Genomic DNA, 12,512 nt, shown 5'->3' with positions numbered 1-12,512 from the left:
ACCCGTCCGGTGGCCGGCGGCGCGGCCCGTCCCCGCCGGGCATTGCCGCCGGCCATCAGCCCGACTACTGTCCAATACAGTGACGATTGACTATATGGTCATCGGTGGTGGCATCGCGGGCGCCACCGCCGGCTACCACCTCGCCCGGTACGGTCGCGTGCTGCTGGTCGAGATGGAGCAGGTACCGGGTCACCACTCGACCGGCCGCTCCGCCGCCCTGTTCTCCGAGTACTACGGCGGCCCGGCGGTCCGCGCGCTGACCCGGGCCAGCCGGGACTTCCTGGCCGACCCGCCCGCCGGTTTCGCCGCGCACCCGCTGCTCACCCCGCGTGGCACGCTGAGTCTCTGCCCACCCGGCGACGAGGACCTGTTCGACGCGTACCTGCGCGACGGGGCCGAGGTCGACCCGCCGGCCCGGGAGATCGACCTCGCCGAGGTCCCCGGCATCTGCCCGATCGTGCGGGTCGACCGGTTCCGGCGGGCGATGCTCAAGCCCGCCACCCGGGACGTCGACGTGGACGCGCTGCACCAGGGCTATCTGCGGGGCATCCGGGCGGCCGGCGGCACCATCGCCCGGCTGACCCGGGTCCGGTCCCTGCGCCGGGAACGGGACCGCTGGCGGGTCGACACCGACGGCGGGGAGGTGACCGCCCGTACCGTCGTCAACGCCGCCGGTGCCTGGGCCGACGAGATCGCCGAGGCCGCCAGCGTACGGCCGGTGGGTCTGACGCCGCTGCGGCGTACCGCCTTCCTGGTGGACGCGCCGCCCGGCCTGGACGTCACCGGCTGGCCGATGGTCGCCGACGTGGGCGGGACCTTCTACCTGAAACCGGAGTCCGGCCACCTGCTGGTGTCCCCGGTCGACGCCGCCCCTTGCCCGCCGGGCGACGCCCGACCGGACGACCTGGACGTGGCGCTCGGCGCGGCTCGGGTGGAGGAGGCGACGACACTGGCCATCCGGCGGATCCGGCACGCCTGGGCCGGGCTGCGCACCGCCGCCCCGGACGACGTACCGGTGATCGGGCCGGACCCGGACGCGCCCGGCTTCCTCTGGCTCGCCGGGCTCAGCGGTTACGGCGTGCAGACCGCCCCCGCCGCCGGCGCCCTCCTGGCCGCCCTCGCCACCGCCCAACCCCCACCCGTGGACCCCACCCCCCACTCCCCCGCCCGCCTGACCGGCGGCTGATCAAGGGGTTCGCGGCACCGTCCGGCCCGGACGGTGCCGCAAACCCCCCGGTCAACGCGACGCAGCAGGCGGCGGGATGCGGGAGAGGGGGGAGGCGGAGAGAAGGGCGGAGAGGAGGGCCGCCGCCAGGGTGGCCCAGAAGACCGCGGGGTAGCCGGCGGCGCTGGCGACCAGACCGGCGAGCGGCCCGCCGGCCACCAGGCCGATGTCCCAGAACGAGGTGAACGCCCCGAGCGCCGCGCCCTGGTGCGCCGGGTCCGTCCGGTTGATCACCAGCAGGGCCAGTGCCGGGAAGAGCAGCGAGAGCCCGGCCCCGATGACCAGCCCGCCGACGATCGCCACCCACAGGTTCTCCGCCACCGCCACCAGCAGCAGCCCGACCGCCTCCACCAGCGCGGACCAGAGCGCCACCCGGCCGGCACCGAGCCGGTCCGGCAGGCCACCGGCGAACAGCCGTACGCCGACGTAGGTGACGCCGAAGGCGTTGAACGCGGCGATGCCGTTCTCCACGCCCCGGTCCGCCAGGTGCAGCGCGGCGAAGGCGGCGAGGCCGGCGTACCCGAGACCGGCGAGCGAGAGCGCGACGCCCGGCGCGATCGCGCTGCGCGGCAGGAACCCGGCCCGACCGACAGCCGGGGCCTGGTCCGGTCGGGGCCGACCGGCGACCAGCGCCAGCCCGGCCGCCGCGGTCAGCACCGCGAAGACCCACACCGCCGGGTACCCGCCGGCGGCGCGGAGCAGGACCGTGCCGAGCAGCGCGCCGAGGGTGATCCCGGCCCACATGTGGATGCCGTAGAGCCCGACGATCCGGCCGCGCCGCTCGGCCGGCGCGAGCGCCACCAGCCAGGCCGCCCCGGCGGTGTAGACCGCGCCCTCCCCGACACCGTGCACGATCCGGACCGCGATCAGCCCCGGCACGTTCCCGGCGACCAGGTAGCCGAGTCCGGCGAGGCCGCAGAAGGCCGCCCCGGCGAGCATCACCGTCCGGTAGCCGTGCCGGTCGCCGAGGCGGCCGGCGATCGGCCGGGCGATCACCGCGGCGACCGCGATGGCCGCGACCACCACGCCCACCTCGAACCGGGTGCCGCCCAGTTCGTCGAGGACGAGGAAGGGCAGCACCGCCAGGGACGCGCCCACCCCGAGCAGGCAGCAGAAGATCGCCCCGAAGAGCGGCAGGTAGGGGCGGTAGAAGGTCAGGGTGCCGCCGGGCGCGGTCGCGGTCATCGGGCGGGCCTCTCCTAGGCGGGGACGACGTGGAAGAAGTGGGTCGGCAGGTGGATGGCGAGTCCTTCGTGGATCTCCGCGCAGACCGCCGGGCCGTCGGTGGCGAAGGTGCCGGGCGGCGGTATGGCGATCCGGATCGCCGAGCGCCCCGCGTCGAGCAGCCGGGCGGCCATCGCGAAGTCCCCCACCACCGCCTCCCCCGGCGCCACCATCCGGGTACGGGAGATCTGGACGCCGTTGCGGGCCAGGTCGTCGAGCAGGCCGCCCCGGCCGAGTAGGTGGGTGTAGTAGTCCCGGGGATTGACGATCATCGCGTGCGGGGTGGCCCCGGTCTGCTCGATCTCGTCGCAGGCGGCCAGCAGTCCGGTGAGGTAGTCGTGCCGGTACGGCAACTTCGCGATCTCCGGGTGCCGGAGCAGCCCGTGCTCGCCGATGGTGAGCGCCTGGTTCTCGGCGGTGGCGAGCCGGACCAGCAGCCGGTAGTCGACGAAGACCGCCAGCCCCTCCGGGTCCTTCGCCAGTTCCTCGGGGATCTGCACCCAGGCCCGGATCGGGTGCACGCCGGCCTCGGCCATGCCGAACCGGAAGGCGGCCTCCCGACGCAGGTCCGACTCGTGCACCGTCGCCGCCTCGCTGGCGTCCGGCCGGCCCTCGCACCAGAACCGGACCGGCTCCGTCCCGACCGACCGCTTCCGGAACAGGTTGCGGACGGTGACCCGGGGTCGTTCCTTGGTGGGCTGGAAGGCGTCGGTGATGGTGAAGTCGAAGCGGACCACGGCACCGGCCGGGTCAGCGGCGTAAGCCGCCGCGAACTCCTCGCCGGGCGATCGGGTGACGGGCGACGCGCTGACACTGGTCATGACGGCTCCTCGACCGGGATGGCGTGCTGGATGAGGCGCTGGTAGAAGGGGTGGTGGTGGTCGTAGTACGCGCGCAGGGTGGCGTTGTTCGCCACCGTCGTCGGGAAGTCCTTCGCCACCGGCTGGAAGCCGGAGGTGCGTTCGACGTCCAGGTGCCAGACGCGGGTACGGGCCCACTCCGTACGGTCCCCGGGGGCCCAGGTCAACGCCTCCGGCCGGTACGGCAGGTCGACCGCCGCGCACCAGGCCGCCACCGCCCGGGACGGGTCGCCCAGCAGCGCCTCGGCCGAGAGCACCACCGGCGGCCGGTGCGCGGTCGCCCGGACCAGCTCGAACAGCTCCCACTGGTGCTCGTAGCCGATCTCGTGGCAGGCCACCGTGGGTTTGATCGCGTAGTGCGAGCTGATCGTCCGGGCCGGGTGACGCACCAGGAAGGTGTGCGTGACGTCGGCGATCCGCTCCGGGGCGTCGAAGAGGTGCGCGTACCGGTACTCGAGGGTGTCCTTGACGAAGACCGGGCGGTCCCGGCCCAGCTCGAGCAGGTGTGCGGTGACCTCGTCGGGGCTGGTGACCGTCACCGTGCCCCCGTCAGCGGCGGGCAACTCGACCCGGCCGGTGTCCACCAGGGTCACCAGGGGTTCGTGCACCACCGTGACGTCGCCCCGGGCGATCATCATCCGCAGGAAGGCGGTGGAGACCGCCCGGGGATGCGCCCACATGGCGATCAGCGCCATACCGCCCCCACCGGCGCGAGCCGTCGGGCGGGGCGGGTGGGTGGAGTGGGCGCGGCCGGGCGGCGCGGGCCGGTCCGGACGGGCACACCGGGCGGCGGCGCGCAGCCTCCCGGCCGCCCCGGGGTCGCCGGGCTCACTGCGACCACCACGTCGGTTGGCGGTCCCAGCGGTGGGCGCGGAGCCGGGCCAGCAGGTCCGCATCGAGCGGCTGGCCGTCGCTGACCGCCAGGTTGGCCCGGACGTGCTCCGGCCGGCGCATGCCGGGGATCACCGTGCTCACCGCCGGGTGGTGCAGGATGAAGCGGAGCGCCAGCTCCGGCATGGTCGTCCCGGGCGGCACGTCGGCGGCGAGCTTCTCCGCGCGGGCCACGCTGGGCAGCAGGTTCTCCGGTCCGAAGTAGGTGTTGCGCCAGTCCTCCGGCGGCCAGGTGGTTTCGGCGGTGAGGGTGCCGGTGAGGGTGCCCTCGTCGAACGGGACCCGGGCGATGATGCCGATGTCGTCGCGCCGCGCCCGGTGGAACAGCTCGTCCTCGGGGGCCTGGTCGAAGATGTTGTAGATGACCTGGACGACGTCGATCAGGCCGGTGTCCAGGGCGGCCAGGCAGTTGGTCGGCTCCCAGCGATTGACGCTGATGCCCACCCCGTCGACCAGTCCCTCCCGCTTGAGGTCGGCGATCGTCTCCTGCCAGCGTCCGTCGGCGGCCCAGCGGTCCTCCCAGACGTGGAACTGCAGCAGGTCGATCCGCTCCACGCCCAGGTTGTCCAGGCTGTGCCGGGCGTACTCGCGGATGTGGTCGGCCGGGAAGACGTCGTCCAGGGTGTCCTGTGGGCCGGGCGGCCACTCCCGGTTCTTCGGCGGGATCTTGGTGGCCACGTGGAGCCGCCGGTCGGGGTGGCGGCGCAGCAGGTCGCCGAGGAGACGTTCGCTGACGCCCCGGCCGTACACCCAGGCGGTGTCGAAGAAGTTGCAGCCCTGCTCCACCGCCTCGTCCAGGCACCGGGGGGCAACGTCGTAGTCCCAGCCGGTGAAGCCGCCGGGACCGCCGCCGATGCCCCACATCCCGTACCCGACCTCGCTGACCTCCCAGCCGAGGCGACCCAACCTGCGATAGCGCATGCGCATGTCCCTTTCGTCACGCTGCTGGCAACGGGGTCAGTTCCCCGCCGGTCCGGTCCTGCCCGGTCAGCCATCTCCGGTACGCGTCGACCGACGGGCCGAGGTCCCCGTCGGTGAGGCCGTGCCGGCGTTCCAGCCGTGCACACTCGTCCCGACGGAACAGTCGGGGGTTGTCGGTGAGCAGCGCGGCGAAGACCGCCCGGAGCTGTTCCTCGTCCGCGCCGAGCCGGGTCGGGAAGAGCGCCAGCAGCGCCGCCGCGTCCCGGTCGCCGTCGGTCACCGCGTCGCGCAGCGCGGCGACGAACTGGGCGCAGCTCACCCGGGGTACGGCGGCACCGGGCGGCGGCCCGGTGAAGTCGACGCTGCGCGGGTGCAGCACGTGCAGCGCCCGTCCCCAGGTGCTCCGGTCGGCGACGCTGGCGACGATTCGGCGGGCCGCGTAGTCGACCGGGGTCCAGTCGGAGCGGACCGGCGCGTCGGGCCACATGCCGAGCCGGTGGCAGGCGGCGAGGAGCAGGTGGGTGAGAGCCCGCCGGTTCGGCGTCCCGTTGTCGCCCGCCGGCATGACCTCACCGAGGCGCAGCAGGGTGACCACCGCGCCCCGGCGGCGGGCGGCGGTCAGGTAGCGCTCGGCCACCCACTTGGAGCGGCTGTAGCCGCTGGTCGGCGCGGTGGCGGCGGCCGGGTCGAAGGTCTCGGCCAGCGGCATCCGGTGCCGGGCAGCCTCGGTGTCGAGGACGCCGAGGGTGGAGACGTGGTGCAGCGGCTTCGGCCGGTCCTGCATGGCCAGCCGGAGCAGTTCTGCGGTGCCGCGTACGTTGGCCAGCCGGTGGGCCCGGTAGTCGAAGAGGAAGTTGACCAGCGCGCCCACGTGCAGCACCAGGTCACAGTCACCGGTCAGGTACGCCCAGGTCCGCTCGTCGAGTCCGACGGCGGGCCGGGCCAGGTCGGCCGCGTAGCCGGCGAGCCGGTCGGCCAGGTGCGGCGCCCACAGACCCCGGTCGACCAGAGTGCGCACCACCCGGGCGGTGGCGTCGGCGTCGTCCGTGGCGCGGGTCAGGCAGTGCACCCGTACGTCGGTGGTGGTGAGCAGTTCGTGCACCAGGCGGCTGCCGACGAAGCCGGTGGCCCCGGTGACCAGCACACTGCGGATCTCGCGGCGCGGGTCGGCAGCGCGGACCAACAGGTCGACGGGGAGACGGGCGTCCCGCGCGACGAGGTCCGCCTCCGGCTCGACCGGGACGCGCCGACGCCGGGCGAGCAGGCCGGCCAACCGGCTGGGGGTGGGGTGGTCGAAGAGATCCTGGACGCCGATCGGGACACCGTGTTCCCCGGCGAGCGCGGTGGTGACCGCGAGGGCCTGGAGCGAGTCGCCCCCGGCGTCGATGAAGTCGGTGTCGGGATCGAGGTCGGGCTGGCCGAGGACGGCCCGAAACACCGCCAGCACCGCGTCCGGCAGCGAGCCGCCACCGTCACCGCCGGCGAGCCGGGTGGCCTGTTCCTGGAGCATCTCGGCGAGGCGGGCCTGCAACGCCCGCCGGTCCACCTTGCCGTTACGGGTCAGCGGGAGGGTGTCGAGGACCACCAGGTGCCGGGGCACGCTGGTCCGGGGCAGCAGCCGGCGCAGGTGTTCGCGCAGCGCCGGCCCGGGCACCTCGCGGTCGGCGGCGACGAAGAGGGCCAGGGACCGGGTGCCGCCGTCCCAGGCCACGATGACCTTGGCCTGGTGGATCCCGGGGAACCGGGTCGCCGCGGTCTCGATCTCACCGGCCTCGATCCGGACGCCGTTGACCTTGAGCTGGAAGTCCCGGCGGCCGGCGAAGTGCAGCCGCCCGTCCGCGTCGAGGCGACCCAGGTCGCCGGTGCGGTACAGCCGCCAACCGGGAATCTCCGGCAGCGGGTTGGACACGAACACCTCGGCGGTGCGCGCCGGCGCGCCGAGGTAGCCCGCGCCGAGGCAGACCCCACCGATGACGATCTCGCCGACCGCGCCGGGCGGCAGCGGACGCAGCTCGGCGTCGACCACCGCCGCGTAGCAGTTGTCGATCGGGCGGCCGATCGGGATGGCGTCGCCGTCGGCGGTGGTCACCGGATGGAAGACCATGCCGATGGACGCCTCGGTCGGGCCGTACCCGTTGGTGACCGCGATGGCCGGCAGCAGCTCGCCGAGTCGGTGCACGGTGGACGGATCGATCTCCTCCCCGCCCACGATCAGGTGACGGAGGGTGCCGATCGCCCGGCGGACGTCGGGATCCCGGTCCACCATGGCCACCAGCAGACCGAGGATGCTCGGTACGAAGTCGGTCACCGTGACCCGCTCGTCGGCGATGGTGCGGACGGTGGCCGCCACGTCAAGGAAACCGCCCTGCACCGGCACGACCACCCGGCCACCGATGGTGAGCGGCCAGAACAACTGCCACACCGAGGAGTCGAAGGTGTGCCGGCTGTTCTGGAGCACCACCTCGTCCCCGGTGGCCCGGAACCAGCGGGTCATGAAGCGGAACCGGTTGGCGAGTCCGGCGTGCCGGTTCATCGCGCACTTCGGAGTGCCGGTAGTGCCGGAGGTGAAGATCCCGTAGATCAGGTCGTCGGGCCCGACCGGCACACCGGGGCGGACGACGGTGGGCGTGATCGCGTCCAGCCGTACCGGCACCGTCGGCACGCCACCCGCAACGCCGCCGGCCACCGGGTCGGCGACGGCTCCGGCCAGGGCGGACACCAGGGCGTCCGGGTCGGGCGACGGGCCGGCCTGGGCGGACGACGCGCGGGCCTGGGCGAGCGACAGGCCGGCGGGGTCGGGCGACGGGTCGGCCTGGGCGAGCGACAGGCCGTCCGGTGCGGGCGGCGGGCCGGATCGGCTGGGGCCGGTGACCACCAGCCGGGGCTGGACCACTGCCAGCGCGGCCCGCAGCCGGTCGGCGGGCCAGCCCGGGTCGAAGGGGACGAACGCCGCCCCGAGCTTCATCAGCGCCAGGTACGCCACCGGCAGTTCCAGCCCGTCGGCGAGCAGGACGGGCACCACGTCACCACGGGCCACGCCCCGGGCGGCGAGCGCGGCGGCGAAGCCGTTGGCCAGCTCGTCGAGCTGGCGGTAGCTGAGCCGCCGGCCCCGGAAGGAGACGGCGGGCCGGTCCGGGTGCCGGTCCACCCGCTCCTCGATCATGGCGGGAATCGCCCGGAAGGGTGCGTCGTCGACGGGTCGCCCGGCCAGCCGGCCGAGCGCCAGCGTCCGGGTCGCCGGGCCGACCGCCGGGGCCCGGCCGGACGGCAGCCCGGGGTCAGCCAACAGCGCGGCGAACACCTCGGCGAAGATCTCGGCCACCGCCGGGACGCTCACCGACCACGGGTCGGCGGGGGCGCAGCGGACCACGACGGTGACCCCGTCGGCGGTCACCGTCGCGCCGACCAGCACCGGTACGGCGGCCAGGTCGGTGCGGGCGTCACCGTCGAGGAGCACGACCAGCGGGCCGGGGCGGTCGCCCTCGACGGATGGCCCCGGGGCGGGCCGGGGATCGTCGCGCGACGCCGTACGGGCGGCCAGCGACCGGACCGCGGCCCGGGCCGGTCCGCCGGGGAGCCGGCACAGGTCTGCCGGCCACTCGCATAGGTCCAGGGTCTCCGCGCCGGTCAGCACCCGGACGGGCAGTTCCCGGCCGAGCCGGTCGACCAGTTCGACGGCGGCCAGCAGCGCGACGGCGGCGTGATCGGCCGCGTGGTCGAGGGCGGCGTGATCGGTCACGGGATCGGTCGCGGGATCGGTCGCGGGATCGGTCGCGGGATCGGTCGCGTGGTCGGTCGCGTGGTCGAGGGCGGCGTGGTCGGCAGCGTGGTCGACGGCAGCGTGGTCGAGGGCCAACAACGCGTCGGCGACCCGACCGGCGGGGGCGTGGTCGGCGGGGGCGTGGTCGGTGGGGGCACGGTCGGCGGAAGCACGGGCCACCGGGCGGGCCACGGCGTACCGGTAGGTGAGGCCGTCGGCGGCGTGGACCGGTATCGCGGAGCCGGTGTCACCGGGTCTCATGCCGCCCTCCAACGTCCCGTGTCCGGGCCGGCCCGGACACCGACATCGATCGCGGGTGATCGATATCACTCCCCGCTGGGCAGGGACATTAGATGAGTCATTGAAGTATGGGAATATGTAACTTTCAGTGACGGGACTTTTGGGACGGAACTCCCTCGCACAGGGACGCCCGGATCACCCTCTGGACACACCGGCAGCCCGGTCGACGGGAGTTCCGTCGACCGGGCCACCGTACGAATCAGCCCGACCTGCCCGACCGGCCGGACGCGCCGGTCACCGGCGGTCAGCCACCGAGGCCGGCCGCCGCCGAAGCGATCGCCGAAGAGAAGTAGCTCACCTGCGTGTAGACGCCGGGGTAGCCCGCGCGGGCACAGCCGTAGCCCCAGCTCACGATGCCGATCTGGATCCAGGCGTTGCTGGCGTCCCGGCGGAACATCGGGCCACCGGAGTCACCCTGACAGGTGTCCACCCCACCGCTGGCGTAGCCGGCGCAGATCTCCTCGGCCGGGATGATGTCGCCGCCGTAGTTGGACTGGCAGGTGGCGTCGCTGACGAACGGCACGTTCGCCTTGAGCAGGTAGCGCTGCTGCGCCCCGCCCTCACGGTTGGCGCCCCAGCCGGCCACCGTGAACGTCCCGCTGTCGTACGCGGTGGTGTTCGCGATCTTCAGGGTCGGCAGCGTGGTGACCGGGGTGGCGAGTCGGATCAGCGCCCAGTCCTTGCCGGAGCCGTTGTAGCCGGGCGCCCGGTAGACGTAGTTCGAGCGGACCGTGATCCGGCTGGCCGACTGGAGGTCGACGACCCCGAGGGTGGCGGTGATGCTGGTGTTCGCGCCGGTCCCGCCGACGCAGTGCGCCGCGGTCAGCACCAGGTTCCGGCTGTAGAGCGAGCCACCACAGCCCATCGAGAGCCGGACCATCCACGGGAACTCGCCCTGGGCGGCCGGGGTGCCGCCGACGACCTGCGGCGCGATGTCGCCCTCGGGCTGGGCGGCGGCCGGAGCCGTCACGACGAACGAGCCGACGGTCACCGCCGCCAGTACGACCGCTGTGCGGTGGAGGAATCTGCGCCAACGTGCCATGGGAGCCTCCCGGACCTGGGGGTGGCACGCCGCTGGCGTGCCGGAGTCACGATGGCCGAAGCCTACGGCTTTTCATCGATGATTAACAATGGATGGCGACTATTCCGGATTCGTCATACCACGAGCCGACCCGCCCGAACGTTCACCAGCGAGCCGCGATCGACCCGGCGTTACGTATTGACGTTAATCGCTATACGGGGTGTGATGGGCGTAACCTGCCGGCCACCCGCTCCCGGAGGGTCCCATGCGTCCCCGACGTACGCGTACCGCGCTCCGCGCCGCCGTCCTGGCCCTGCTACTCGCCGGACCGACCGCCGCCGTCCCCGCACCGGCGCTCGCCACACCCCTGGCGGCCCCCACCGACACGGCCGCCGTGAGTCTCGCCGACGGCTGTGACCCGGTCGACCCGACCGCCTGCCTGCTGCCGTTCCCCAGCGATCTCCACACCGTGGCCGACCCGGCCACCGACACCGGAATCCGGGTCGACCTCCAGCGCTCCACGATGCCGGAGAACATCTTCGGCACCAACATCGACCCGACGGACTGGAACCGCAACGACGGATTCTCCCCCGGATCGATGTTGCTCACCCGGATACCGGGATTGGACCCGACGGTCTCCGGAATCGCCCCGGCCACCGACATCGGCCGCTCCCTCGCGCCGGACGCCCCGATCGTGCTGGTCAACACCCGCACCGGGGAGCGGCACCCCTACTGGGCCGAACTCGACGCGAACGCCGCCGACAACCCGGACCGCCAGGTGCTGGTCATCCGACCGGCCCGCAACCTCGACGAGAACACCCGGTACGCGGTGGGCCTGCGGCACCTGCGCGACTCCGCCGGCACGTCGATCCCGGCGTCGGACCTGTTCGCCACGCTGCGGGCGCCCACCGCACCGGCCGACCCGGCACTGCACCGCCGCTGGGAGTACGCGCAGCGCGCGATCGGCGCGCTGGACACCGCCGGTGTCGACCGGGCCAGCCTGTATCTCGCGTGGGACTTCACGGTGGCCAGCGGGCGCAGCCTGACCGAACGGATCCGGCACATGCGGGACGACGCGTTCGGCCAGCTCGGCACGCTCGCCCCGACGGTCACCGTCGACCGGGTCACCGACTACACCGCCGAACAGGACCCGGACGTCCGCCGGCAGGTCGAGGCGACCGTACGGGTGCCGAACTACCTCGACACCACGCTCGGCCTACCCGGTTCCCGGCTGAACTACGGCCCGGACGGGCTGCCCGAACGACGCGACCTGGCCATCTCGGCGAAGTTCTACTGCAACATCCCCCGCTCGGCGAGCGCCGCCACCCCGGCTCGACCGGCCCTGTACGGTCACGGCCTGCTCGGCTCCCCCACCGAGATCGACTCCCGCAAACTCAAGCAGTACGCCCGCGAGTCCAACTCGATGCTCTGCGCCACGCCGTGGATCGGCATGGCGACCGGGGACATCCCGAACGTCGCCCGCTCCCTCGGCGACTTCTCGCAGTTCGGCTCGATCCCGGACCGGACCCAGCAGTCCTTCCTGAACTTCCTCTACCTCGGCCGGGCCCTGATCCACGCCCGGGGCCTCACCGTCCGCGACGCCTTCCGGGACGAGACCGGACCGCTCACCCGCTCCGGCGCCGGGCAACTCGTCTACCTCGGCAACAGCCAGGGCGGGATCCTCGGCGGGGCACTCTGCGCCGTCGCCACCGACTTCACCCGCTGCTCCCTCGGCGTACCGGCGGCGAACTACTCCACACTGCTGGATCGCAGCGTCGACTTCGACCAGTTCCACCCGGTCTTCCACAATGCCTACCCCGACCCGGTCGACCGCCAGCTCTGCCTGGCCCTGGCCCAGATGCTCTGGGACCGAGGGGAGGCGAACGGCTACCTGCACCACCTGACCCGCGACCCACTGCCCGGCACCCCGACCAAGCGGGTGATCATGGTCGAGGCGTTCGGGGACCACCAGGTGGCCAACGTCGCGACCGAGGTGCAGGCCCGCACCATCGGGGCCCGCCTGCGTACCCCGGCGCTGGCGGCCGGACGGAGCGCCGACGTCGTACCGTTCTGGGGCATCCCGGCGGTCCCGGCGCTGCCCCACGCCGGTAGCGCGCTGGTCATGGTCGACAGCGGCTCACCGGCGCCCCCGGCCGGCAACACCCCGCCCCGCGAGGGCCCCGACCCGCACGGGCACCCCGCCAACTCACCGCAGATCCGGGCGATGATCGCGAACTTCCTCGACACCGGCGAACTGGTCGACACCTGCGCAGGAGCCCCCTGCACCGCCCCCACCGGCTGACCGCTCGG

8 protein-coding genes are annotated in these 12,512 nt (G+C 73.7%); 2 read left to right on the top strand and 6 right to left on the bottom strand.

Translation table 11 applies throughout. The features are described from left to right. The first annotated feature begins 79 nt into the window (after positions 1-79). Entirely contained in the window at positions 80-1,186 is a 1,107-nt protein-coding gene (locus GA0074692_RS31905) for an NAD(P)/FAD-dependent oxidoreductase (RefSeq protein ID WP_141725461.1), read from the top strand. A 51-nt stretch (positions 1,187-1,237) separates the two neighbouring features. On the opposite strand, the gene GA0074692_RS31900 is transcribed toward GA0074692_RS31905, so the two are convergent. The 6 genes from GA0074692_RS31900 to GA0074692_RS31875 all read right to left on the bottom strand — a co-directional run bounded on the left by GA0074692_RS31900 (position 1,238) and on the right by GA0074692_RS31875 (position 10,223). Then, positions 1,238-2,410 carry an MFS transporter gene (locus GA0074692_RS31900; RefSeq protein ID WP_091651668.1) on the bottom strand — a complete coding sequence of 391 codons (1,173 nt, stop codon included), beginning with the start codon at positions 2,408-2,410 and terminating at the stop codon, positions 1,238-1,240. Between the two features lie 14 nt (positions 2,411-2,424). Then, positions 2,425-3,270, bottom strand: a complete 846-nt coding sequence (locus GA0074692_RS31895; protein ID WP_091651664.1) for a family 3 encapsulin nanocompartment shell protein — start codon at positions 3,268-3,270, stop codon at positions 2,425-2,427. Then, a complete protein-coding gene (locus tag GA0074692_RS31890) occupies positions 3,267-4,004 on the bottom strand; it encodes a sulfotransferase-like domain-containing protein (RefSeq protein ID WP_091651662.1) in 738 nt (245 codons plus the stop codon). Before GA0074692_RS31890 ends, GA0074692_RS31895 begins: the two co-directional genes overlap by 4 nt. Positions 4,005-4,137: 133 nt before the next feature. Further along, the gene (locus tag GA0074692_RS31885) at positions 4,138-5,121 is read right to left on the bottom strand and encodes an aldo/keto reductase (protein ID WP_091654424.1); all 984 of its coding nucleotides are present in this window, start codon (positions 5,119-5,121) and stop codon (positions 4,138-4,140) included. 16 nt (positions 5,122-5,137) lie between these two features. Then, the gene (locus GA0074692_RS31880; RefSeq protein WP_091651658.1) at positions 5,138-9,142 is read right to left on the bottom strand and encodes a non-ribosomal peptide synthetase; all 4,005 of its coding nucleotides are present in this window, start codon (positions 9,140-9,142) and stop codon (positions 5,138-5,140) included. 283 nt (positions 9,143-9,425) lie between these two features. Continuing rightward, complete coding sequence (locus tag GA0074692_RS31875) at positions 9,426-10,223, bottom strand: S1 family peptidase (protein WP_091651654.1); 798 nt, start codon at positions 10,221-10,223, stop codon at positions 9,426-9,428. Between the two features lie 244 nt (positions 10,224-10,467). Between GA0074692_RS31875 and GA0074692_RS31870 the strand changes: the two genes are divergently transcribed. After that, positions 10,468-12,504 (top strand): hypothetical protein, encoded by a 2,037-nt coding sequence (locus GA0074692_RS31870; RefSeq protein WP_091651652.1) that lies wholly within the window; start codon positions 10,468-10,470, stop codon positions 12,502-12,504. Positions 12,505-12,512 lie beyond the last annotated feature (8 nt).

Origin of the sequence: Micromonospora pallida, assembly GCF_900090325.1 — a bacterium.
In the GTDB taxonomy this organism is placed as follows: Bacteria; Actinomycetota; Actinomycetes; order Mycobacteriales; family Micromonosporaceae; genus Micromonospora; species Micromonospora pallida.
Note: the sequence above shows the minus strand (reverse complement) of the source record. Positions and strands in the feature narration are given on the sequence as shown.